This window comes from Bradyrhizobium sp. 195, from assembly GCF_023101665.1.
Lineage (GTDB): Bacteria > Pseudomonadota > Alphaproteobacteria > Rhizobiales > Xanthobacteraceae > Bradyrhizobium.
The window spans coordinates 3,315,723-3,338,163 of record NZ_CP082161.1 but is presented as its reverse complement, the minus strand read 5'-3'; the positions used below and the strand labels follow the sequence as shown (position 1 = coordinate 3,338,163).

The 22,441-nt window shown below is 63.8% G+C and carries 22 protein-coding genes; 2 read left to right on the top strand and 20 right to left on the bottom strand.

Annotated features, from left to right (window positions below):
* Positions 1 to 2: 2 nt before the first annotated feature.
* The 14 genes from IVB26_RS15370 to IVB26_RS15305 form a co-directional block, all read right to left on the bottom strand.
* Positions 3 to 1,649, bottom strand: coding sequence for an FGGY-family carbohydrate kinase (locus IVB26_RS15370; protein WP_247972418.1), 1,647 nt, complete (start codon positions 1,647 to 1,649; stop codon positions 3 to 5).
* Between the two features lie 33 nt (positions 1,650 to 1,682).
* A complete protein-coding gene (locus IVB26_RS15365; protein WP_247972417.1) occupies positions 1,683 to 2,456 on the bottom strand; it encodes an SDR family NAD(P)-dependent oxidoreductase in 774 nt (257 codons plus the stop codon).
* 41 nt (positions 2,457 to 2,497) lie between these two features.
* Positions 2,498 to 3,505: an ABC transporter ATP-binding protein gene (locus tag IVB26_RS15360; protein ID WP_247972416.1), complete on the bottom strand. Its 1,008-nt coding sequence runs from the start codon at positions 3,503 to 3,505 to the stop codon at positions 2,498 to 2,500.
* Between the two features lie 15 nt (positions 3,506 to 3,520).
* On the bottom strand, positions 3,521 to 4,351 hold the full coding sequence (locus IVB26_RS15355; protein WP_247972415.1) for a carbohydrate ABC transporter permease: 831 nt from the start codon (positions 4,349 to 4,351) through the stop codon (positions 3,521 to 3,523).
* A 4-nt stretch (positions 4,352 to 4,355) separates the two neighbouring features.
* Positions 4,356 to 5,228 carry a carbohydrate ABC transporter permease gene (locus IVB26_RS15350; protein ID WP_247972414.1) on the bottom strand — a complete coding sequence of 291 codons (873 nt, stop codon included), beginning with the start codon at positions 5,226 to 5,228 and terminating at the stop codon, positions 4,356 to 4,358.
* A gap of 85 nt (positions 5,229 to 5,313) precedes the next feature.
* Positions 5,314 to 6,627 (bottom strand): ABC transporter substrate-binding protein, encoded by a 1,314-nt coding sequence (locus IVB26_RS15345; RefSeq protein WP_247972413.1) that lies wholly within the window; start codon positions 6,625 to 6,627, stop codon positions 5,314 to 5,316.
* Positions 6,628 to 6,980: 353 nt separating this feature from the next.
* Positions 6,981 to 7,931 carry a sugar-binding transcriptional regulator gene (locus tag IVB26_RS15340; protein WP_247972412.1) on the bottom strand — a complete coding sequence of 317 codons (951 nt, stop codon included), beginning with the start codon at positions 7,929 to 7,931 and terminating at the stop codon, positions 6,981 to 6,983.
* Between the two features lie 7 nt (positions 7,932 to 7,938).
* On the bottom strand, positions 7,939 to 8,601 hold the full coding sequence (locus tag IVB26_RS15335; protein WP_247972411.1) for an HAD family hydrolase: 663 nt from the start codon (positions 8,599 to 8,601) through the stop codon (positions 7,939 to 7,941).
* 74 nt (positions 8,602 to 8,675) lie between these two features.
* The gene (locus IVB26_RS15330) at positions 8,676 to 10,595 is read right to left on the bottom strand and encodes a nitric oxide reductase activation protein NorD (RefSeq protein ID WP_247972410.1); all 1,920 of its coding nucleotides are present in this window, start codon (positions 10,593 to 10,595) and stop codon (positions 8,676 to 8,678) included.
* 10 nt (positions 10,596 to 10,605) lie between these two features.
* Positions 10,606 to 11,415, bottom strand: a complete 810-nt coding sequence (locus IVB26_RS15325) for a CbbQ/NirQ/NorQ/GpvN family protein (protein ID WP_247972409.1) — start codon at positions 11,413 to 11,415, stop codon at positions 10,606 to 10,608.
* Positions 11,416 to 11,477: 62 nt separating this feature from the next.
* Positions 11,478 to 12,824 carry a cbb3-type cytochrome c oxidase subunit I gene (locus IVB26_RS15320; protein ID WP_247972408.1) on the bottom strand — a complete coding sequence of 449 codons (1,347 nt, stop codon included), beginning with the start codon at positions 12,822 to 12,824 and terminating at the stop codon, positions 11,478 to 11,480.
* Between the two features lie 94 nt (positions 12,825 to 12,918).
* A complete protein-coding gene (locus IVB26_RS15315) occupies positions 12,919 to 13,371 on the bottom strand; it encodes a c-type cytochrome (RefSeq protein ID WP_247327479.1) in 453 nt (150 codons plus the stop codon).
* A gap of 100 nt (positions 13,372 to 13,471) precedes the next feature.
* Positions 13,472 to 13,732: a cytochrome C oxidase subunit IV family protein gene (locus IVB26_RS15310; RefSeq protein ID WP_404979149.1), complete on the bottom strand. Its 261-nt coding sequence runs from the start codon at positions 13,730 to 13,732 to the stop codon at positions 13,472 to 13,474.
* Positions 13,732 to 14,310 carry a cytochrome c oxidase subunit 3 family protein gene (locus IVB26_RS15305; protein WP_247972407.1) on the bottom strand — a complete coding sequence of 193 codons (579 nt, stop codon included), beginning with the start codon at positions 14,308 to 14,310 and terminating at the stop codon, positions 13,732 to 13,734. The genes IVB26_RS15310 and IVB26_RS15305 overlap by 1 nt, the downstream gene beginning before the upstream one ends.
* Positions 14,311 to 14,484: 174 nt before the next feature.
* Here IVB26_RS15305 and IVB26_RS15300 point away from each other — a divergent pair, with 174 nt between their 5' ends.
* Together IVB26_RS15300 and IVB26_RS15295 are read left to right on the top strand one after the other, a co-directional pair.
* A complete protein-coding gene (locus IVB26_RS15300) occupies positions 14,485 to 14,640 on the top strand; it encodes a hypothetical protein (RefSeq protein ID WP_091892367.1) in 156 nt (51 codons plus the stop codon).
* A gap of 180 nt (positions 14,641 to 14,820) precedes the next feature.
* Positions 14,821 to 15,504 (top strand): response regulator transcription factor, encoded by a 684-nt coding sequence (locus IVB26_RS15295; RefSeq protein ID WP_247972406.1) that lies wholly within the window; start codon positions 14,821 to 14,823, stop codon positions 15,502 to 15,504.
* Here the strand turns inward: IVB26_RS15295 and IVB26_RS15290 are convergent.
* The 6 genes from IVB26_RS15290 to IVB26_RS15265 all read right to left on the bottom strand — a co-directional run bounded on the left by IVB26_RS15290 (position 15,458) and on the right by IVB26_RS15265 (position 22,441).
* Positions 15,458 to 16,351 carry a helix-turn-helix domain-containing protein gene (locus IVB26_RS15290; RefSeq protein WP_247972405.1) on the bottom strand — a complete coding sequence of 298 codons (894 nt, stop codon included), beginning with the start codon at positions 16,349 to 16,351 and terminating at the stop codon, positions 15,458 to 15,460. The two genes, IVB26_RS15295 and IVB26_RS15290, sit on opposite strands and share 47 nt — an antisense overlap.
* Positions 16,352 to 16,437: 86 nt before the next feature.
* Complete coding sequence (gene mmsB / locus IVB26_RS15285; protein ID WP_212092402.1) at positions 16,438 to 17,628, bottom strand: multiple monosaccharide ABC transporter permease; 1,191 nt, start codon at positions 17,626 to 17,628, stop codon at positions 16,438 to 16,440.
* On the bottom strand, positions 17,625 to 19,202 hold the full coding sequence (mmsA, locus tag IVB26_RS15280; RefSeq protein WP_247972404.1) for a multiple monosaccharide ABC transporter ATP-binding protein: 1,578 nt from the start codon (positions 19,200 to 19,202) through the stop codon (positions 17,625 to 17,627). The genes mmsB and mmsA overlap by 4 nt, the downstream gene beginning before the upstream one ends.
* 137 nt (positions 19,203 to 19,339) lie before the next feature.
* Positions 19,340 to 20,413 (bottom strand): multiple monosaccharide ABC transporter substrate-binding protein, encoded by a 1,074-nt coding sequence (gene chvE / locus IVB26_RS15275; RefSeq protein ID WP_247972403.1) that lies wholly within the window; start codon positions 20,411 to 20,413, stop codon positions 19,340 to 19,342.
* A gap of 73 nt (positions 20,414 to 20,486) precedes the next feature.
* On the bottom strand, positions 20,487 to 21,365 hold the full coding sequence (locus IVB26_RS15270) for an SMP-30/gluconolactonase/LRE family protein (RefSeq protein ID WP_247973171.1): 879 nt from the start codon (positions 21,363 to 21,365) through the stop codon (positions 20,487 to 20,489).
* Positions 21,365 to 22,441 carry an aldose epimerase family protein gene (locus IVB26_RS15265; RefSeq protein WP_247972402.1) on the bottom strand — a complete coding sequence of 359 codons (1,077 nt, stop codon included), beginning with the start codon at positions 22,439 to 22,441 and terminating at the stop codon, positions 21,365 to 21,367. The genes IVB26_RS15270 and IVB26_RS15265 overlap by 1 nt, the downstream gene beginning before the upstream one ends.

Sequence of the window (22,441 nt, the reverse complement as noted above, 5' to 3'; positions counted from 1 at the left end):
TCTCAACCTCTCGCGAGGTCGCGCATCGCCGCCCGGCTGCCGCGATCGACTTCGCGCAGCAGCTTGTAGACCTCGCGCTTGCGTGTGTGAAACGCTGCCATGTCAGGTGCGGTCGGCTCGCTCTTCCGTCCCAGCGCCGACATCTTGGCCATGGTCTCGCCGATCGAAGCGTAGGCGCCGCCAGCCACCGCCCCCAACATCGCAGCCCCAAGAAGCACCGGCTCTTTCGTCTGCGGCAGCGCGACGGTGAGGCCGGTGGTGTCGGCCATGATCTGCCGCACCAGCGGGCTTCGACTGGCGCCGCCCCCCATGATCATGATGCTGGAGCGCACGCCATGCGCGGCAAAGGCTTCGATCACTTCGGTGAGCCCATAGGCGAGCCCGCACAGGCCGGCAACGAACAGCCGCTCCATCGAGGCGATGTCGGTGTCAAGATCGAGCCCCGTGATCACCGCGCGCGTATCAGGGTCGGCGTAGGGCGAGCGGTTGCCGATGAACTCAGGAAGCACATGAAGGTCGCGAGCGAGCAGCGCGGCGCGGCTGACGCTGCCCGCGCGCGCGATGATGCGCCGCTCGAGGAAGTCGATGAGGTCGAGGCCATCGCTGCGCGCCGCCGCGCTCGCCTCGGCATGGCCCGGATGCGACTTGAGGAGATGGTCGATCGCTGCACCTGCCGCCGATTGGCCGCCCTCGTTGAGCCAGAAGTCCGGGACCATGCCGGAGTAATAAGGCCCCCACACGCCGGGCACGAAGCACGGCTCGCGGGTCGTCGCCATGATGCAGGCCGACGTTCCCATGATGTAGGCGAGCCGGTCGCAGACATCACTCGCCCCGCCCGTTCCGTCGCGTCCGCCGATCGCGCCGATGCCGCCGGCGTGGGCGTCGATCAGCGAGGCACCCACCGGTATGCCCGGCGACAGGCCAAGCCCGGCCGCAGCCGCGCGGGTGAGACCGGTGCCGAGCCGCGTGCCGGGGGCAACGATCTCGGTGCCGATGCGGGCGTATTTCTCGTTGACGAAGTCGGACAGACCGATGCGCTTGAAGAATTGCGCGCTCCAGCCGCCGCCGTCGTGGGCGAGATAGTTCCATTTGCAGGTGACGGTGCAGGTCGAGCGCTGCAGCGAGCCAGTCGCGCGCCAGGTCAAATAATCCGAGAGATCAAAGAAGTGGCCAGCGGCGTCAAAGCTCCCACGAAGGTGCCGCTTCAACCACAACAACTTCGGCATCTCCATCTCGGGCGAGATCGAGCCGCCGACATAGCGCAACACGGCGTCCTCGGTCTCGTTGATCAGCCGCGCCTCGGCGATGGCACGATGATCCATCCAGACGATGACATTGCGTTGCTTGTCGCCGGATGCGCTGACGGTGAGCGGCTCTCCTTGCGGATCCAGCACCACGAGGGAACACGTGGCGTCGAAGCCGATGCCGCCGACGCTATCGGGCGCGATGGCCGCTTCCGCCATTGCCGCCCGCACCGATGTCGTGCAGGCGTCCCAAATGTCCTGGGATGACTGCTCGACGATGTCGCCAGCCTCGTGCCAGATCCTGATCGGGTGCCGCGCGGTCGCAAGCAGAGTGCCGGCCTCGTCAAACACCCCTGCCCGCGTGCTCGTGGTCCCCACGTCGACGCCGATATACGCTCGCGGCATTGTCGCTCCAGCTTCGTCGGTTTTGACGCAAGCCTACCAGCAAGTGTAGCCGCCATCCACCAGCACGATGCTGCCGGTCATCAGGCTCGCGGCCTCCGAGCTCAAGAAAAGCACGACCGAGGCGATCTCCTCGACCTGCCCCATGCGCGCCATCGGAGTTCCACCGATCCAGGCGTCGTACATTTTGGCGTTGCTCTTCACGAAAGCGTTGAGCGGCGTCTCGATGTAGGTCGGCGCCACCGCATTGACGCGGATGCCGCGCGCGCCCCATTCGGCGGCCAGCGATTTGGTCAGATGATGCACGCCTGCCTTGGAGGCGTTGTAGAAGCATTGCTCCTGCGGCTTGTTGACGATGAAGCCGGACATCGAGCCGACATTGACGATGGCGCCGCTTTTTGCCTTCAGCATGTGCTTGCCGAATTCGCGGCAGCACCAGAAGGTGCCGTTGAGGTTGACGTCGATGACGTTGAGCCAGTGCTCGTCGGTGACGGTCTCGGCCGGGGTTTCGCTGCGGGCGATGCCGGCATTGTTGACGAGAATGTCGACCTTGCCGTGGCGGGCGACGAGGTCGTTCGCGACCTCCGCCACGCGCTTGGTGTCGGTCACGTCCATAATCGCGGTCTCGATGTCAAACCCCTTCGCCTTCAGGCTGGCTTTCGCGCTGTCGGCGACCTTGCTGTCGCGGTCGCCAATGATGACCCTGGCGCCGGCTTCAGCCAGCGCTTCCGCGCAGCCAAGGCCAATGCCCTGTCCGCCGCCGGTGATGAACGCGGTTTTGCCGTTCAGCTTGAATTTTTCCAGGTACATGGTGGTCTTTCCGTTTCTTGCCGTTTTCTTGCCGTCTCTTGTCAGCCTCGAAGCGCGTTGCCGCCCTGATCGAAGCGATGGATGCGCGCGGGGTCCGGCGCCAGCGACACACGGTCGCCGGCGTGCAAACTCAACTCGCCGATGTAGCGCGCCGTCAGCATGCCGAGCTGACCGGCATCGACGTAAAGGAAGGTGTCACTGCCGAGATGCTCGGCGACGGCGATGGTTCCCAGCCAGCCGCCGTCGCCCTCGCGCTCAATCTTGAGATGCTCCGGCCGCACGCCGATGGTGGCGGCGCCACGTTGCAAGGCGAACTCTCCGGTGACGAAGTTCATCTTGGGGGAACCGATGAAGCCGGCGACGAAGAGATTGGCGGGCCGCTCATAAAGCTCCAGGGGCGAGCCATATTGCTCGATCTTGCCGCCATTGAGCACGACGATCTTGTCGGCCATGGTCATGGCCTCGACCTGGTCGTGGGTGACATAGATCGCGGTCGTGCCAAGCTGCTTCTGGAGCCGTGTCACCTCGATGCGCATCTGCACGCGCAACGCGGCATCGAGGTTGGACAGCGGCTCATCGAACAGGAAAGCCTTGGGCTCGCGCACGATGGCCCGCCCGATCGCGACACGCTGGCGCTGGCCGCCGGAAAGCTCGCGCGGCTTGCGATCGAGATAGGGCGTGAGGTTCAGCGTCGCGGCCGCGGCCTCGACCTTGCGGTTGATCTCATCCTTGGCAAGGCCCGCCATCTTCAGACCGAAGCCGATATTGCCGCGCACGCTCATATGCGGATAGAGCGCGTAGGACTGGAACACCATCGACAGCCCGCGCTTGGCGGGCGGCGTGTCGACGACGTTCTTGCCGTCGATCAGGATTTTGCCGCCGGAGACGTCTTCGAGCCCCGCGATCAGACGCAGCAGCGTGGTCTTGCCGCAGCCGGAGGGACCGACGAACACCACAAAGGAGCCGTCGGCAATGTCGAGATCCGCGCCTTTGATGATGTGCACGGGGCCGAAGGATTTCTGTACATCCTGAAGTGTGATCTGACCCATGATCCGGCAGCCCCTTTACTTCACCGCGCCAAAGGTGAGCCCGCGCACGAGCTGCTTCTGGCTGAACCAACCGAGGACGAGAATGGGGGCGATCGCCAGCGTCGAGGCTGCCGACAATTTGGCCCAGAACAGCCCTTCCGGGCTGGAATAGGAAGCGATGAACGTGGTGAGCGGTGCAGCGTTCGAGGTCGACAGGTTGAGCGTCCAGAACGCCTCGTTCCAGGCCAGGATCAAATTGAGCAGCAGCGTCGAGGCCAGCCCCGGGATCGCCATTGGCGTCAAGACATAGACCAGCTCGCGGCCGATGGTGGCGCCGTCCATGCGCGCGGCTTCAAGGATGTCGCGCGGGATCTCCTTGAAATAGGTGAAGAGCATCCAGATCACGATCGGCAGATTACCGAGGCACAGGATGAAGACGAGACCGATGCGGGAATCGAGCAGACCGAAGCTCTTGTAGATCAGGTAGATCGGCACCAGCACGCCGACCGGCGGCATCATCTTGGTCGAGAGCATCCAGAGCAGGATGTCCTTGGTGCGCTTGGTCGGCGAGAACGCCATCGACCAGGCCGCGGGAATAGCTATCAGGAGAGCGATGAGCGTCGAGCCGCCGGCGATGATGATCGAGTTCATCGCGTGGTGCAAATAGTCGCTGCGTTCCTGCACCGTCGCGTAATTCTCGGTGGTCCAATGAAAGAACAGGAAGGATGGCGGCACGGCGAAGGCCTCGAGCTCGGTCTTGAAGCTCGCCAGGACCATCCAGAGGATCGGGAAGAAGATCAGGAAGCCGAAGAACCAAGCCCCGATCGTCGAGACCACCACCCGCTGCGTCGTCGCCATCCGTGCCATGGTCTCACGCCTCCAGATTGCGGCCGACGATGCGGACCAGGAAGAAGGCGACGATATTCGCGATCACGACCGCAACGAGGCCGCCTGCGGACGCCGTGCCGACATCGTACTGAATCAACGCCTGCGAATAGATCAGGAAAGCGATGTTGGTGGTCGATAGTCCGGGGCCGCCGCCCGTGGTGACGTAGATCTCTGCAAAAACCGTCAGCAGGAAGATGGTCTCGATCAGGATCACCACCGTGATGGGCCGCGCCAGGTGCGGCAGCGTGATGTAGATGAAGGTCGAGACGGCGCTGGCGCCGTCCATCTCGGCGGCCTCCTTCTGCTCCTCGTCGAGCGATTGCAGCGCGGTGAGCAGGATCAGAGTCGCGAACGGGAGCCATTGCCACGTCACGATCAGGATGACGGCAAACAGCGGCACGTCGTTGAACCAGTCGATCGGGGTCAGGCCGAACAGAGAGGCCAGCCAGGCGAACAGGCCGGAGACCGGGTGCATCAACAAATTCTTCCAGACCAGCGCGCTGACCGTCGGCATCACGAAAAACGGCGCGATCACCATCAGCCGCACGAAATTGCGTCCGATCACCGGCTGGTCCATCAACAGCGCCAGCGGAATGCCGAGCAGGATCGTCAGCGCCAGCACCGAGCCGACCAGCACCAGCGTGTTCTGGAGCGAAGCCAGGAAGGCGGGATCGGTGAGGAAGTAGCGGAAGTTCTCCAAGCCGACAAACGACTCGGAGCCGGGATCGAGCAGGCTGTAGTGCAAGGTCGAGAAGTAGATCGTCAGCGCCAGCGGGACGATCATCCAGATGAACAGCAGCCCGACCGCCGGCGTCAGGAGCGAGCGCGCAAGGACATGCGTCTGCCGAGTCGCCATCAACGCCTCTCCGCTGGCTGGAAGAAGGCGGCCATCCATGACTTTGGATGGCCGCAAGTCTGAGCTCAGGAGGAAGAGCTCGGGTTCACTTGATGTAGCCGGCGCGCTTCATCTCGCGCTCGGTCGCGGACTGCGCCGCGGTAAGCGCGGCATCGACCGTCATTGATCCCGCCAGCGCGGCCGAGAATTGCTGGCCGACCTGGGTGCCGATGCCCTGGAATTCGGGGATCGCGGCGTATTGCACGCCGACATAAGGCACCGGCTTCACCGTGGGCTTGTTCGGATCGGCCGCGTCGATCGAGGCCAGCGTCAGTTTCGCGAACGGGGCGACCTTCAGATATTCATCGTTCTTGTAAAGCGAGGTGCGCGTGCCTGGCGGCACGTTGGCCCAGCCCTCTTTCGACGCGACGAGCTTGGTGTAATCCTTGCTCGTCGCCCAGGCGATGAACTTCTCGGCAGCTTCCGACTTCTTGGAGCCGGCGGGGATCGCGAGGTTCCAGGCCCACAGCCAGTTGGCGTTCTTGCCGAGCCCGGTGTTGGGCGCGAGCGCGAAGCCGACCTTGTCAGCGACCTTGGAATCCTTCGGGTTGGTGACGAAGGATGCCGCGACCGTGGCGTCGATCCACATGGCGCACTTGCCGGCATTGAACAGCGCAAGGTTCTCGTTGAACCCGTTGGAGCTCGCGCCGGGAGGGCCGGCCTCCTTCATCAGATTGACGTAAGTCGTCAGTGTCGCCTTCCATTCCGGCGTGTTGAATTGCGGCGCCCACTTCTCGTCGAACCAGCGCGCACCGTAGGAATTGGCCATGGCCGAGAGGAACGCCATGTTCTCGCCCCAGCCGGCCTTGCCGCGGAGGCAAATGCCGTAGGTGCCGGCGCTCTTGTCGGTCAGCTTCTTGGCCGCATCGATCACGAAATCCCAGGTCGGCTTCTCCGGCATCTTCAGGCCGGCCTTCTCGAACAAATCGGTGCGATACATCACCATCGAACTCTCGCCATAGAACGGCGCGGCATAGAGCTTGCCATCGACGGAGACCGCATCCTTGATCTTGGGCAGGAGGTCGGCGACGTCATAATCGCCGCCGAGATTGGCGAGCGGCACCAGCCAGCCCTTCTTGGCCCAGATCGGCACCTCATAGGTGCCGATGGTGAGCACGTCGAACTGGCCGCCCTTGGTGGCGATGTCGGTGGTGACGCGCTGGCGCAGCACGTTCTCCTCGAGCGTCACCCATTTCACTGAAATGTCGGGGTTCTTGTTGGTGAATTCGGCCGTCAGCCCCTGCATGCGGATCATGTCGCCATTGTTGACGGTGGCGATCGTCAGGGTCGTTTCGGCCATCGCGGGGACGGCCAGCAAAAGTGCAGACGCGCCGCAGACGGCGCCCAGGACATGTTTCACGGTGACCTCCCACAAACTCGCGTTTTGAGCATATGCTCACGCGTTGAGCGTATGTTCAACGCAAGCGAGGGCGGTTGTCAAGCAGGTGCGCCGGCCTTTGCGCAACTTATGAGTGCTGCGGTGCGGGAGGGAACGGAAGCACGCGACGTGAAAGTGGCGGCAGTTGTCCGGAACGAGTGGCGCGGCTTGCTCCACCTCTCCCGGTTGCGGGAGAGGTCGTATCGCATCGCCAGATGCGATACGGGTGAGGGCTTTCTCCTCTTGGGGAGTCTTGCCAGCGGAGAGACCCTCTCCCCAGCCCTCTCCCGCAAGCGGGAGAGGGAGCGCAGCGGCGCAAGTGGCGAAATCGCCCCCTACCGCTCCAGGATCGCCGTTGCGGTCGTCTCGTCGGTGATCAACCCGTTGATCAGGCCCCCGCTCAGCGCCGCCGCGATCGCCACCACCTTGGCAGCACCGACCGCCGCAGCGATCGTCGTGGCCTTCGCCGGCACTTCCGGCGGAATGCTGGTGAGGCGCTTGTTGGTGCCGGATTTGAGCAGGCGGCCCTTGGAATCATAGGCCCAGCCGGTGATCTCGCCGATGGCACCCAGCCGCATCATCTCGAACAATTCGTCGCGGGTAACGAAGCCGTCGACATGGACCTGCGCCTTCTGGTCCATCTGGCCGATACCGACGAGGCGCAAATCCGCCTTGGCGGCGACCGCCTTCACCTTGGTGATCGGCTCGATGCGGACCATCTTGTTGCGCTCGTCCTCGGACGACATCAAGAACGGCAGCGGCATCGGATAGTGCCGCGCACCGGTGCGGTCTGCGAGCCGGCCGACGGTGTCGTAAAAGCTCGCCGAGCCGTCGGCGGAGATGTTGCCGACCAGCGAGACGATCTGGTGATTGGGCCGGTCGATCGGCGTCACACGCTCGACTGCGGCGCGCACCGCCCGGCCGGTGCCGAGCGCGACGATGACCGGCGTCTCCGAACGCAGCGTGGAATCGAGCAGGTTGGCGCAACGCTCGGCGATACCCGCAGTGGCTTGCGGCGCCGCCGGATCGGCCGGAACCACCTCGCAATGAACGAGATCAAAGCGCTCCTTCAGGCGCGCCGCAAGCTCCATGCAGGCGGCGATGGGATGCTCGAGCCGGAAGGTGATGAGGCGCTCGGCCAGGCACAGCGAGACCAGCCGCTGCGCCGAGGCGCGCGAGACCTGGAGCATCTTTGCGATCTCGTCCTGGGTGTGACCGGCGATGAAATAGAGCCAGCCGGCGCGCGCGGCATCGTCGAGTCGCGATCTGTCGTTCTCGGCGGCCATGCGGGCCTCACGCCTCCCGGAAGTCGATCATGCGCGAGAACACCCGGTCGGCCCCCGCGCCAGACAATATAGCCCGGCCGTCGCGTCCACGATAATGGCTGCCGCCGACAAATCCCCAGACGGTCATGCCGGCCGCCTTGCCCGCCTGCACGCCGCTGACGCTGTCCTCGATCACCAGCGTGCGCGCAGGCTGTACCCCCATCCTCTCCGCCGCGAGGAGAAACAGATCGGGCGCCGGCTTGCCGTGCCTGACCATTTGCGCGGTGTAGATCCGGTTGGCGAAATGCGTCCGCAGGCCGGTGATGTCAAGCGAGAGCGCGACGCGGTCGATGTCGCTGGATGAGGCCACGCAACACGGCACGGACAAGTCGGACATCACGCCCGCAACGCCGGGGATCGGCTGAAGCGAAGCTGCGAACGTCGTCAGCACTTGCGACTTCAAGCGCGGCAGAAATCCGTCCGGCACGACCTGCCCGAGATTGCGATAATGCTGCTCGATCGCCTTGGTGCTACGCCCCAAGAAGAGCTCGAGCGCTTGCTCTACGCTGAGCCCGATGCCGAATTCGGAGAGAACTTCCGACAGGCACCGGCAGCTCAACAGCTCGCTGTCGACGAGCACGCCGTCGCAATCGAAGATGATCAGATCGGGGCTTGACCGGCCGTGGTCCATCCAGCCATTCGATCATATACTCAATTGATGAGCAATAGCTCACTGAGAATGGTCGCCCTCAGGTTTTTCCGCCATCAATGCGCGACCTGTCGATAGATCGCCGGCAGTGCCGCGGGCAGCCGCTTGATGTTGCCGACGATGGCATAGCCGCCGCGGCCGAACAGGGTCGGGAAGTAGGATTGCGCTGTTGCGTCAACCGTGACGCCGAAGGCGGCGATGCCGAGCCGGCGCGCCTCCTGCACCGACTTGCGGGTGTCCTCGACCGCGAAGCGGCCCTCGTAATGATCGACGTCATTCGGCTTGCCGTCGGTGAGGACGATCAGCAGCTTCTTGCGCTGCGGCTGGCGAGCGAGCTCGGCGGCGGCGTGGCGCACCGCCGTGCCGATCCGCGTGTAATAACCGGGCTTCAGCGCGCCGATCCGGCGCTCCACCGCCCCGCTCATCGGCTCGCCGAAGGCCTTGACGGTTTCCAGCCGCACCCAGGAGCGCCGGCGCGAGGTGAAGGTGAGGATGCTGTGGTGATCGCCGCAGGCCGAAAGCCCGTGGGCGAGCACCAGCAGCGCCTCCTTCTCGACGTCGAGCACGCGATAGCCATCGACCCAGGCGTCCGTGGACAGCGAGACGTCGACGAGCAGCGTGACGGCGAGATCGTGCCCTTGCGGGCGCATGGCGACATGGATGCGATCGAGACCGCTGCCGCCGCTGCCGGCGCGCAAGTCGCACTGCGCTCGCACGAGCGCGTCGAGATCGAGGTCGTGTCCGTCGGCCTGGGCGCGCATCAGTTCGTGGCGCGGCCGCAACACCTCGAATCGGCGGCGCACCTGGCGGATATGCCGGCGCGTGGCGTCGTCGGGCGTCCAACTCTCACCTTGCTCGGAGGCCGCGCCCGCGAGCACGCGGCAATGATCCGGCAGATAGGAGCCGCTGCGATAGTCCCATTCGGGATAGGTGATATCCGCGTTCAGCCGCGACGCATCGAGGGCTTCCGGTGGCAGGTCGAGATCGAACTTGAACCGGCTGGCCGGCTTGCCGCTACGGCGGCTGAGCGTGATCTCCTCGAGATCGTCGGCCGCTTTCTGCGCATCCTCGTCCTCGCTGTCGTCGGCCGGACGGTCGACATTGACCATCTCGGCCATCGCGAGGATCTTCTCGAAGCGGTTGAGCACGAAAGGATCGCGGCGATTGGCATCGTCCTCGCGCTCGCGGACCGCAAAGCGCTTGCGATCGTCCTCAGTCGCGGCCTCCGCCCCCGGTGCGCACTCGTCCTCGCCGGCATTTGCGGGCGAGAGTTCTCGCGTCCAGCAATCCCCCCAGAGCGGGCACGGCAGGATCGAATGATAGCCCGGCGGCGCCTCGTCCGGCAGCGGGCCCGTCCCCATCATCGCCGGCCACAATCTGCCCGCAGGCGCCTTGCCGGCGCCGAGCAAGGCCAGCACGATCTGTTCGACCTCCTGCTCGATGCGTGGCAAGGGACGACGAGGCCGGGCCCCGGCAGTTGCTGCGGCGAGCTTCGCGTAATCAGCGACGAGCCCGGGAAATTGCGTGAGCACCCAGACCGCCGTCTCGCTCGCCCGGCGCAACACCAGAAGATCCCGCCGCAGCGGATCGGCTTCCGTGATGGTCTCGATCGGTGCGGCGGCGAACCACGCCGCAAGCCAGCGATAGAGCGCCGCGTTCAAGGCCCGGTCGGGAAAGATCGAGATGCGATCGGGGAGGAAGATGGTTGCCGCGTCGCGACCCGGCTGCTCCAATCGCTCGTCTCCGAGGCCGATGCGCTGGCGCCAGCCGAGACGGTGTCCCGATTTCCGAGCACCTGCGCTTGCGATCTGCACTCCGGTCTCGCCGCCGAGCGCGCGGAACATCACCGCGAGCCGGCCCCTCATCTCGGCAAGTGCGACGGCCTGATCGGCGTGAACCGGATAGCTCGCGGTGCCGCCGACCATCCGGTGCCAGGCGCGGCCGACCGTCTCCTCCAGTTCGAGGAAGTCCAGCATGGGCGCGGCCTCACCCGATGACGGCGCGTGCGACGTCCAGCAGCGCCGCCTTCACGTCGGAATCGTCGGTGAGCGGTTCGATCATGCCGGCCAGCACGGCATCGGCAATCGGCGTGCCCGCGGCAATCAGGGTCGCGCAATAGACCACGAGCCGGGTCGAGACGCCCTCCTCCAAATCGTGGCCCTTGAGCGCGCGCAGCCGCCCAGCCAGCCCGACCAGCGGCCGCACGCGCTCCGGCGACAGCCCGCTTTCGGCGGAAACGACGCCGATCTCCTGCTCCGGCGGCAGGAAGTCGAATTCGATGGCGACGAAGCGCTGGCGCGTCGAGGGTTTCAACGCCTTCAGCAGCGTCTGGTAGCCGGGATTGTAGGAGACCACGAGCATGAAGCTGTTCGTCGCCACCAACTCCTCGCCGGTACGTTCCAGCGGCAGGATGCGGCGATCGTCGGTCAGAGGATGCAGCACGACGGTGACGTCCTTGCGCGCCTCCACGACCTCGTCGAGATAGCAGATGCCGCCCTCGCGTACGGCGCGCGTCAGCGGACCGTCGGTCCACACGGTGTCGCCGCCCCGGAGCAGATAGCGGCCGGTGAGATCGGCGGCGGTCAGATCGTCATGACAGGCGACGGTGTGAAGCGGCAGTCCCAGCCGCGCCGCCATATGCGCAACGAAGCGCGTCTTGCCGCAACCGGTCGGCCCCTTGAGCAGCACCGGCAAACGCCTTCGCCAAGCATGCTCGAAGAGCTCGCATTCGTTTCCGGATGGAACATAGGCCGGCAACTCGGGCGTCGAGGTCACGGTGTGGAGTGCAGCTTTCATGATGTCTCTCCGGACTTTCCAGGAAGCAGGCGGCCGCGACAAACCGCGGCCGCCATTCGCGTTTACTCGGCAGGCTGCAGCGCGGCGGGAATGGCCGCCTGCTTCTCGCGGCCCGGCACCAGCACGGCCCAGACGAACATCAGCGCGGAGATCGCCACGAACACACCGGAGCCGAGCCGGACCCAATAGAACATCGCGAGCTGATCCTGCACGTCCATGTAGCCCTGACCGAGCACACGCTGCAGGTGAACCTGGACCACGCCGGCGAAGGTCAGCGCGAAGGTCATGGTCATCATCGCCGTGCACATGATCCAGAAGCTGGTCATGGAGAGCCACTGGTTATAAGGCGCACGTCCCTTGAGCTGCGGGATCGCGTAGGCCATCACCGACAAGTTCAGCATCACATAGGCGCCGAAGAAGGCGAGATGGCCGTGCGCGGCGGTGACCTGGGTGCCGTGGGTGTAGTAGTTCACCGAGGACAGCGTGTGCAGGAAGCCCCAGACGCCGGCGCCGAGGAACGCCATCACCGAGCAGCCGACCGACCACAGCAGAGCAGCGCGGTTCGGATGCTTGCGGCCGGCCTTCCAGGTCATCTGCACCGTGAAGATCACCATGGTGAAGAACGGCGCCACCTCGAGCGTGGAGAACAGCGAGCCGATCCACTGCCAGTAGCCGGGCGCGCCGATCCAGTAGAAATGGTGGCCGGTGCCGAGAATGCCCGAGAACAGCGCAAGGCCGATGATGACGTAGAGCCACTTCTCGACGACCTCGCGGTCGATGCCGTTGAGCTTGATCATCAGATAGGCGAGGATGGAGGCCATGATCAGCTCCCAGACGCCTTCGACCCAGAGATGGACGACGTACCACCAGTACATCTTGTCGACGGCAAGGTTCGCCGGGTTGTAGAAGGCGAACAGGAAGAAGATCGCGACGCCCCACAGGCCGAACAACAGGATGTTGGTGACCGTGGTCTTACGGCCCTTCAGTGCCGTCATCGTGACGTTGAACAGGAACATCAGGCAGACGACGACGATGCCGACCTTGATGATGAAGGGCTGTTCGAGGAACTCGCGGCCCTCGTGATAGTGGAAGAGATAACCGACCACGGCGACGCCGGCCGCGCCGAAGAACATCCAGAACTGGATCTTCGCCAGCAGCGGGCTATAGAGCTCGGTTTCGGTCTCTTCCGGGAGCAGGAAGTAGGTCGCTCCCATGAAGCCGATCAGCGACCATACGATCAGCGCGTTGGTGTGGATCATCCTGACGATGTTGAACGGCAGGAGGGTCGACAGCGTGTTGGGCAGGACGTAGATCGTTCCGGCGAGAAGGCCGAACACGACCTGGGCCAGGAACAGGGTCAGCGCGCCGTAGAAATACAGCATCGCGACTTTCTGGGTTTGATATTTCATCTCGGGTTCTCTCTGTCTTGAGAAGAAGGCAGCGTGCCTTGTTGTTCGAGCATGATCTCTTCGGAAAACCGCTTCACACTTTTCCGGATCATGCTCAGCCGGCCTTGTTCGGCGGCCAGCTCTGACGCTTGATCGTGCTGGTCCATTGCAGGAAGTCAGCGAGGTCGTTGAGCTCCTGGTCGGTCAGGTTGAACTGCGGCATCTGCCGCCGGCCCTCTGCGCCCGAGGGCTGCGACTGCATCCAGGCCTTCAGCGTCTCGCGCGCCGCAGCCGGATCCTCGTTGCCGCCCCAGCGATCCCAGACGTTGCCGACCTCGGGCGCGAAATAGGCGCCCTCGCCCAGCAGGGTGTGGCAATTGATGCAGGAATTCTTCTCCCAGACATGCTTGCCGCGCGCGACCGACGAGGTCAGCGTCGACGCGTCGGTGGAGGTCGTGGCCATGTAGTAATGGCTGTGCGCCGTCAGCCCTATGAAAATGGCGAAGAAGAAGGCCGAACCGCCGTAGAAGACATTTCGAGCGGCCGACTTGGTCAGGCGTTCAGCCATTGCCAATCCTTTTCCGGTTTGAGTCGTAGAGAGAAAATCAGGTGATGCTATTTATTGCCGATCCGCCGGGGTTGCTCTTTGACGAAGCGCAAGGAGCGCGTCAGATCAGGGCGACGATGGCCGAAGCAAGCCAGGCAAACAGCACGACGACGAGGACCCATGCACTCACAAGGCCCCGCCAGAGCGCCGGCGCAGAGCGAAGATCGAGGAAATCGAGCACGATGCGGCGGCCCTTCAGCGCGGCAAACGTGAGCAGCAACGCATTGGCGAACAACGGGCGCGACACCAGCGGCGGAACCAGAATGGTCGCGAGCGCAAGGCCGATCAACGTGATCCAGGCGATGTCGAGACGATCCGGAATCACGGGTGCACCAGATAGATGATCGGAAACATGACGATCCAGAGCAGATCGACCATGTGCCAGAACGCAGTGCCTGTCTCCACGTCGGCAGCCTTGGCACTGCGGGAAACTACGGCCAGGATCACGATGCCGAGGCCGACATGCAGGAGATGGAAGCCGGTCAGGAGGAAGTACAGCGTGAAGAACGAGCTCGTCTCCAGGCCGTTTCCCAACGCGATCTCGCCGGCATATTCGAACAACTTGATCGCGATGAAGAGAGCGCCAAGGACCATGGCGCCGAACAGCCAGCCGCGTGCGCGCCGGCTTTGGTCCGCCCGCGCAGCAGCCGCTCCGCGCGCGGCAGCCCAGCCACTGGTCACGAGCACAATGGTGTTGATCCCGGCCAGATGCGCGTCAAGAGTGGCCTGACCGGCCGCGAAGACCGCCGGGTGAAGCGCGCGAGCAATGACGAAGGCGCCGAGGAACAGTCCGAAGGCGGCGAGCTCGCTGAAGATCAGCACCCAGATCATGGGATCGCCGGGAAGATCTTCCAAGATTCCCCAGCCGGTTCCCTGTTGCTCGCAATCCGTCGCCGACATCTGACTTCCGCACCAAGACGCCGAACAGATATCCCACCGGCGCGACTCCGACTTTGTCGCCGCACAAATAGTGCAACCGGCCGGAGGCGCGTTTGCGCTATCGCAACGTTCCGCCCGTCCCGCCGGCATAAGTTGAATGCATCCGGCGGTTCCCCCAAAACGGCGAGCGATGCGATGAGCGATGCACAAATCGGGCTGATGACCGCGACCCCCATCATCATCGCGTTCGCCATCGCGCTCCGGCGAATGGGAGTGCTGTCGACCGTGGCAACCGTATCGGCGGTGAGCCTCTCCGTCGCGATCGCAGCGGTGCTGTTCACGACGCAGTAATTTCGCAAGGCCGGAAAGCCAAAGGCGGAAGAGTGTCAAAAATTGCGGCGAATACCATTTCTTGCGGTGAAAGGAGGTCAAGCCATTGACTTCCATCGCGGGAACCCAAAAACCTGAATCCAGGAGCGCACGGGCAGCGAAGGCTAAGCTAAGGCAGCGCCTTCCTTGTCAGGAGATCAGTTGCCGGGGACGGTCTACATTGTCGATGACGACGCTCCCTTCCGTACCGCGCTCCAACGGCAATTGGAGCAGTCCGGATACCGCGTGGTCGCCTATGCGTCGGCCGAGCAAGTGCTGGAGCGGCCGTGCAACGAAAACGAGCCCGGCTGCATCCTCCTAGATGTCCGGATGCCCGGCTTGAGTGGCCTGGCGCTGCAAAGCAGTTTGCTGGAGCTCGGCTCGAGCCTTCCGATTCTGTTTCTCACCGGCTATTGCGACGTGAGTACGACGGTAAAGGCAATCAAGGCAGGCGCCGAAGACTTCCTGATCAAGCCTGTCGAACCGGATGAACTCCTTCACGCGATCGCGCGAGCTCTGGCGCGTCACCGGTCATCGCTCGTGCTCAAACGCGAAATCGATGATCTGCGAACTCGCCTTGCAACCTTAACCCCGCGCGAACGGCAGGTATTCGTGCTCCTTGTTGGAGGGAAGATCAGCAAGCAGGTGGCTCACGAGCTCGGCACGTCGGTACGGACGATCAAGGCTCACCGCAAGAAAGTGATGGAGAAGATGAGAGCGGGAGGTCTTGCTGAACTTGTGTTGATCGGCGAACGCCTGGCGTCGGCTCGCGTGACCACTCATTGGGACGGGTGCAACTCTATGGAAAACGCGAGCCGCTTTCCCGCCGGAAAACCGTCGGTGTAACACCAACGAATTTTCGAAATACACGATTCAGCTGCGACGTATCGCTAAACCCTGCTGCTCGTGCGACGTCTTCGAGCGAGAGATCGGGCGTCGACAGCAGCAGCCCTTTCGCATGGCGGGCTCGCTCCGACAGGACGTATTGGTAGGGCGAGTGTCCAGCTGCCTCCTTGAACGTCCTGATGAAGTGGTAATGGCTCAGCCCTGCCACACCTGCCAGGTCGGATATCGAGATTTCGGTCGAGATCTGAGCATCGACAAACTCCTGAACGCGCCTCAGCTGACGCAAAGTCAGACCTCCCCGGACCTGACTCCGAGGGGAACGCTTCGGGTCCGCGGCGTGCCGTAGCTCCCACAAAAGCAACAGCCCAAGTGTCTCCGCATAGGCATGGTCGTTGATGCCGGATCCATTCACGACACTCTGGAGCTTCTGGAGCGTCGCCTTGAGATTGTCGTTCTCGAAATAAAGCGATGGAGGAATTTCCGAGATATCGTCTGCCGTGCGAACCGATTTGGCCGGGGTGAGATGCACCGCAAAGACGGACGAGACGCCGCCCTTGAAGCGATTCCAGCCCTGTACCGAAGATCCGGCCGGCACGAACGTCAGCCTGTCTCGAAGATCGGTTCGCGTCGAAGGGCTCCCTCCGTCGATCGTCGTCTCTCCCGCAGCGCGGATGGAATCATGCAACGCCAGGAAGGCCGCATCTCCCTTGACGCGAAATTCCAGCTCCGTCTGCCAAAATTGCACAAGCTCAGCGGAGAACCAGGACCACGACATCCGCTTGACTGAGGGGCGACACCGCGTCTCCGGGTGCCGCTGATGCCATTCGAGCTTCCCGTACGGCTCCAAGCTCTTTCTCCAAGGATACCCTCTGCATCGGAGACCCTGCAAATTTCCGCAGAAATCCGCAACCCTTTTTGGGCCACTTCGATCTGCTACCGCCGCTGATTGTACACGTCGATGCAGACCGCCCCCAGCAGCACCAGGCCTTTGATGACCTGCTGATAGTCGATGCCGATGCCGAGGATGGACATGCCGTTGTTCATCACGCCCATGATCATGGCGCCGACCACGGCCCCCCCGACCCGGCCTACACCGCCATAGGCCGAAGCGCCGCCGATGAAGCAGGCGGCGATAACGTCGAGCTCGAAGCCGAGCCCGGCCTTCGGGGTCGCGGTGTTGAGGCGTGCAGCGAAGACGAGGCCGGCGAGCGCGGCGAGCACGCCCATGTTGACGAAGGTGAGGAAGGTCAGCCGCTCGGTCTTGATGCCCGACAGTTTTGCCGCTTTCGCATTGCCGCCCACCGCATAGACCTGCCGGCCAATCACGGTGCGCCGGGTGACGAAGCCGTACAGGGCGATCAGGGCCGTCATGATGACCAGCACGTTCGGCAAGCCGCGATGCGAGGCGATCAGATAGGTGAAATAGAGCACCGCACAGGCGAGCAGAACGCTCTTTCCCAGGAAGAACGCATAAGGCTCGACCTCGATGCCATGCGATTGCTCACGTGACCGGCCCTTGGCGCTGGCATAGACGAGGCCGAGCGCGAGCACGGCACCGATCAGCATGGAGGTCGGATGCAGCGTGCCGGCTTCGGGCAGAAGCTCCGGAATGAAGCCGGAGGACAGCTTCTGGAACGTCGCGGGGAACGGGCCGAGTGACTGCCCCTGCAGCACCGCAAGCGCGAGCCCCTTGAACACCAGCATGCCCGCCAGCGTCACGATGAAGGACGGAATGCCGAAATAGGCCACCCAATAGCCCTGTGCCGCGCCGATGGCGGCGCCGAGCAACAGGCAGGCGATGAAGGCGAGCGTGTAGTCGACCTTGTAGGTCACCATCAGCACGGCGGCCACCGCGCCGACGAAGCCGGCGACCGAGCCGACCGAGAGGTCGATGTGGCCGGTGACGATCACCAGCAGCATGCCGAGCGCCATGATGACGATGTAGCTGTTCTGCAGCACCAGGTTCGTCAAATTGAGCGGCTGCAGCAGCGTGCCGCCGGTCATGACCTGGAAGAACAGCATGATCGCGATCAACGACATCAGCATGCCGTAGTTGCGCAAATTGTTCTTGATGAAGCTGCCGTGCCGGCGCTCTTCAGGCAGCGATACCGTCTTGTCGGTCATGGCTGCGATCCTCCCATCTCCGCGGCCGCTGGCGCGGCGTTCCCAATGTTTCGTTCGTTGCGCATGATGGCGCGCATAATCTTCTCCTGCGTCGCGTCAGGGCCCTTGAACTCGCCGACGAAGGCGCCCTCGTTCATGACGCAGATGCGGTCGCAAATGCCGAGCAGCTCGGGCATCTCCGAGGAGATCACCACGACGCCGCGGCCGGCTTCCGCCAGCTCGTTGATGATACAGTAGATTTCGTATTTGGCACCGACGTCGATGCCTCGCGTCGGCTCGTCCAGGATCAGGACCTTGGGGTCGGTCATCAGCCATTTCGACAGCACCACCTTCTGCTGGTTGCCGCCGGAGAGCTGGCCGGTCTCCTGGTAGACGTCGGAGCAGCGGATGCGCATGCGGGTGCGATAGTCGCTGGCGATCTTCAGCTCGGCGATGTCGTCGATCACCCGGCTTGGGGCGACCTGGTCGAGGCTGGCGAGCGTAATGTTCTTGCGGACGTCGTCGGCCAGGATCAGGCCGAGCTGCTTGCGATCCTCGGTGACATAGGCGAGGCCGGCGTCGATCGCGGCAGCGACACTCGGCAGCACCATCTCCCCGCCTTCGAGCCGGAGAGAGCCGCTAATCGTGGTGCCCCAGGAGCGGCCGAACAGGCTCATGGCGAATTCGGTGCGGCCGGCGCCCATCAGGCCGGCAATACCGACGACCTCGCCACGCCTGACGCTGAAATCGACATTCTTGATCACCTGCCGCTCGGGATGAATCGGATGGTACACCGACCAGTTTGCGACAGTGAGCACGGGGTCACCGATCTTCGCGTTACGCTCCGGGAAGCGGTGAGCCATATCGCGGTTGACCATGCTGCGGATGATGCGGTCTTCCTGGATCGGCTCGCTGCGGCAATCGATGCTGTCGACGGTGCGGCCGTCGCGCAGCACGGTGATGTGGTCGGCGACCTTGGCGACCTCGTTGAGCTTGTGCGAGATCAGGATCGAACCGATGCCCTGCTCGCGGAACGCCATCAGGCGTTCGAGCAGCGCGGCGCTGTCGGCCTCGTTGAGGCTGGCGGTCGGCTCGTCCAGGATCAGCATCCGCACCCGCTTGGACAGCGCCTTGGCGATCTCGACCAGCTGCTGCTTGCCGACACCGAGATCGGTGATCAGCGTATCCGGAGATTCCTTCAGGCCCACCTGCGCCAGCAGCTCACGCGTGCGCCGGTAGACCTCGTCACGGTCGATGACGCCAAGCTTGGACGGCGGATGCGACAGAAAGATGTTTTCCGCGATCGACATCAGCGGGATCAGCGCCAGTTCCTGGTGGATGATGATGATGCCGAGCGCCTCGGAATCGTTGATGTCGCGAAAGCGCCGCTCCTCGCCGTCGAAGACGATGGTGCCCTCGTAGCTTCCATGCGGGTAGACCCCGCTCAGCACCTTCATCAGCGTGGACTTGCCGGCGCCGTTCTCGCCGACGAGCGCGTGGATCTGCCCGGCGTGAACCGAGAAGTTGACGTCGCGCAGCGCCTGCACGCCGGCAAAGCTCTTGCTGACGTTGCGCATCTCCAGCATGGCGGTCATGGCATCATACCCTTAGTTCGCCGTCGTTCCGGGGCGCCCGAAGGGCGAACCCGGAACCTCGAGATTCTCTGGTGCGCAATTGCGCACCATAGTTCGATGCTACGCATCGCCCCGGAATGACCGAGCAGGACAAAATCCTACTGGAACTGCGACTTCTTGTAGTAGCCGCTGTCGACCAGAACCTTCTCCCAATTGTCCTTGTAGACCACGACCGGCTTGAGCAAATAGGACGGCACGGTCTTGACGCCGTTCTCGTAGGTCTTGGTGTCGTTGACCGTGACCTGCTTGCCGGCCAGCGCGGCATCGACCATGTCGGCGGTCACCTTGGCGAGGTCGCGGGTGTCCTTGAAGATGGTCGAATATTGATCGCCGCGCAGCACCGCCTTGATCGAGGGCACCTCGGCGTCCTGACCCGAAATGATCGGCATCGGCTGATCGGCGCTGCCATAGCCGACGCCCTTCAGTGAGGAGATGATGCCGATCGAGATGCCGTCATAGGGCGACAGCACGGCGTTGATCTTCTTGTTGCCGTAGTAGGCGCTGAGCAAATTGTCCATGCGGGCCTGGGCGGTGGCACCGTCCCAGCGCAGCGTCGCGACCTTGTCCATGCCCATCTGGCCCGAGGCGACGACAAGCTTGCCGCTGTCGATGTAGGGCTTCAGCACGCTCATCGCGCCGTTGTAGAAGAAGTAGGCGTTGTTGTCGTCAGGCGAGCCGCCGAACAGCTCGATGTTGAACGGGCCCTTGCCGTCCTTGAGACCGAGGCCCTGTACGATCGACTCAGCCTGGAGCACGCCGACCTGGAAATTGTCGAAGGTCGCGTAATAGTCGACGTTCGGCGTGCCGCGGATCAGGCGGTCGTAGGCGATCACGGTAATGCCTTTGGCCTTGGCCTGCTTGAGCACATCGGACAGCGTGGTGCCGTCGATCGCCGCGATCACCAGGGCTTTCGCGCCCTTGGTCACCATGTTCTCGACCTGCGAGAGCTGGTTCGGGATGTCGTCTTCGGCATATTGCAGGTCAGTGTTGTAGCCGCGCTCCTTCAGCACCTTGACCATGTTGTTGCCGTCGTCGATCCAGCGCGCCGACGATTTGGTTGGCATCGCAATGCCCACGGTCGCCTTGTCCTGGGCGGACGCGGTAACGCCTATCGCCATGGACGCAGCGCCGGCCAGCGCCAGCGCGAGGAATGTCGTCTTCAGTTTCAGCATGTTTTACTCCCTTGGGTGTCAGACTGTTTCTTTGTTTCATCGAGAACGTCGTCGTGGGCTGCTTTCGGGTCTCCTATGCGAGCTTGACGTCGGGCTCCGCGCGACCGCGCGCGGATGCCTCCAGTAGAAAAGTGCAACCGGCTTGCGGATCGGCGGCGCGCGCGGCCGCGTCCATATCCTGCCAGGCTGACGTGACGAGGAGGCGCGACAGATCGGGGCCGACGAAAGCGGGACAACTCGCCTGCTTTGCCGGCACGCTCAGTGAGCGCAGCCGCTCCCCTTGCGGAGAATAGACGTCGATGCGGCTCGCGCCCCAGCACGCATTCCAGATCTGCCCGTCAGCATCGCACACCGAACCGTCGAGGCCCCCGATGCCGGTGTGGCGCAGGAGCACCTCCGGCTCGCCGCGCGGCAGGCCGGTCGCAGGATTGAGCGGGACAGCGTAGAGCACCGCACGCGGGGTGTCGGTGAAATAGCCGGTGGCGCCATCCGGCGAGAAGCAGATCGAGTTGGGGATGCTGATGCCGGGAAACAGCGTCGAGATCTTGCCGCGATGGAGCGCGTAGATCGCCCCGGCCTTCGGCTCGGCCTTCTTGCCCATGGTCCCGATCCAGAACGTGCCGGACTGGTGCACGCGGCAATCATTGGAGCGCGTGGCTGGATTGTCGGCTTCGAGCGGAAGCAACAGCGTCATCACGCCGTCAACGAGCTTGCGGACGTAAAGCCCGTCCTCGGCGACGATCAACTGCCGCTCGGCATCGATGCGCCCGAGCGCACTCGCCATCCGGCCGAGCGCATGGACGCGGATGCTGCCACGGCCGAGTTGCGCCTCGAACAGCCGTCCCTCGCGGATGTCGAACCACCAGGCGGTATCGGTGGTTACGTCGTAGGTCGGACCCTCGCCGAGATGGCAGGGATCGTCCGAAAGAATCGAGGTCGGCACCTGTTCCATCATGGCGTCCTCACTCCGAAGCGATAGACCGTGTGATGGCGGTAGACTTCGCCGGGCCCAAGGCGCGGGCTCGGAAAATCCGGCCGGTTCGGCGCATCGGGCCAGATGTGCGGCTCCAGGCACATGGCGTCCGACTGCCGGATGAGCTTGCCGCCCTTCCCCGAAATCGTGCCGTCGAGATAATTGCCGGAATAGACCTGAAGGCCGGGCTGGTCGGTGAACAGCTCCATGATCCGCCCCGAGCGCGGTGCCTCCAGCCGCGCGGCCAGCGCCAGCTTGCCGTCACGGGCGAGGCAGTAGGTGTGGTCGTAGCCCCTGCCGCTCTGCAATTGCTCGTGGCTCTCGCGGATACGCGCGCCGACCGCCTGGGCGTCGCGGAAGTCGAACGGCGTGCTGGCAACGCTACGCGGCGGACCGGGCAGCGGAATCGCGGTGGGATCGATGGCAAGGAAATGCTCGGCCGCGACCGTGAGCTTGTGGTCAAGGATCGGCGTGCCGGATGTTGCGCCCTCCAGATTGAAGAAGCTGTGGTTGGTCAGGTTGACGATGGTCGGCCGGTCGGTCCGCGCCTCCATCTCAAGTGACAGCTCGGACGGGCCAGTGATGCGATAGGTCAGGCGGACGTCGAGCTTGCCGGGATAGTTCTCCTCGCCATGCGGGCTCGTATAAGTGAGCGTCACCGCGGGCTGGGCGCCGTCCTCGATCGCAGCAATCTCCCAGAGCTTGCGGTCAAAACCGTCGAGGCCACCATGCAGCGCGTTCGGACCGTTGTTGACGGGAAGCTGTATCGTTTCGCCGTCGAGCGAAAACTGTCCTTTGGCGATGCGGTTGGCGTAGCGGCCGACGGTGGCGCCCAGGAACTTGCGCTCGGCGAGGTAGCCGGCGAAGGCGTCATGGCCGAGCACGACGTCGTCATATCCGCCTTTGGCGTCCGGCGCGATCAGCGCCTGGATCACCGCGCCATGGGTGATGATGCGCGCTTCGAACCCACGCTCACCGCGCAGCACGATGCGCTCGACGTTGCGGCCGTCCGGCAGTGTTCCGAAGACATCTTTTTCGATTTTTGAGCCAGCCAT

Coding starts and splice junctions, on each gene's coding strand:
- IVB26_RS15265 (WP_247972402.1), bottom strand. CDS start 22,441: ATGGCTGGCTCAAAAATCGAAAAAGATGTCTTCGGAACACTGCCGGAC.
- IVB26_RS15365 (WP_247972417.1), bottom strand. CDS start 2,456: ATGTACCTGGAAAAATTCAAGCTGAACGGCAAAACCGCGTTCATCACC.
- IVB26_RS15340 (WP_247972412.1), bottom strand. CDS start 7,931: ATGGCCGCCGAGAACGACAGATCGCGACTCGACGATGCCGCGCGCGCC.
- IVB26_RS15330 (WP_247972410.1), bottom strand. CDS start 10,595: ATGCTGGACTTCCTCGAACTGGAGGAGACGGTCGGCCGCGCCTGGCAC.
- IVB26_RS15335 (WP_247972411.1), bottom strand. CDS start 8,601: ATGGACCACGGCCGGTCAAGCCCCGATCTGATCATCTTCGATTGCGAC.
- IVB26_RS15325 (WP_247972409.1), bottom strand. CDS start 11,415: ATGAAAGCTGCACTCCACACCGTGACCTCGACGCCCGAGTTGCCGGCC.
- mmsB (WP_212092402.1), bottom strand. CDS start 17,628: ATGACCGACAAGACGGTATCGCTGCCTGAAGAGCGCCGGCACGGCAGC.
- chvE (WP_247972403.1), bottom strand. CDS start 20,413: ATGCTGAAACTGAAGACGACATTCCTCGCGCTGGCGCTGGCCGGCGCT.
- IVB26_RS15315 (WP_247327479.1), bottom strand. CDS start 13,371: ATGGCTGAACGCCTGACCAAGTCGGCCGCTCGAAATGTCTTCTACGGC.
- IVB26_RS15355 (WP_247972415.1), bottom strand. CDS start 4,351: ATGGCACGGATGGCGACGACGCAGCGGGTGGTGGTCTCGACGATCGGG.
- IVB26_RS15300 (WP_091892367.1), top strand. CDS start 14,485: ATGAGCGATGCACAAATCGGGCTGATGACCGCGACCCCCATCATCATC.
- IVB26_RS15370 (WP_247972418.1), bottom strand. CDS start 1,649: ATGCCGCGAGCGTATATCGGCGTCGACGTGGGGACCACGAGCACGCGG.
- mmsA (WP_247972404.1), bottom strand. CDS start 19,202: ATGACCGCCATGCTGGAGATGCGCAACGTCAGCAAGAGCTTTGCCGGC.
- IVB26_RS15305 (WP_247972407.1), bottom strand. CDS start 14,310: ATGTCGGCGACGGATTGCGAGCAACAGGGAACCGGCTGGGGAATCTTG.
- IVB26_RS15270 (WP_247973171.1), bottom strand. CDS start 21,365: ATGGAACAGGTGCCGACCTCGATTCTTTCGGACGATCCCTGCCATCTC.
- IVB26_RS15320 (WP_247972408.1), bottom strand. CDS start 12,824: ATGAAATATCAAACCCAGAAAGTCGCGATGCTGTATTTCTACGGCGCG.
- IVB26_RS15350 (WP_247972414.1), bottom strand. CDS start 5,228: ATGGCGACTCGGCAGACGCATGTCCTTGCGCGCTCGCTCCTGACGCCG.
- IVB26_RS15360 (WP_247972416.1), bottom strand. CDS start 3,505: ATGGGTCAGATCACACTTCAGGATGTACAGAAATCCTTCGGCCCCGTG.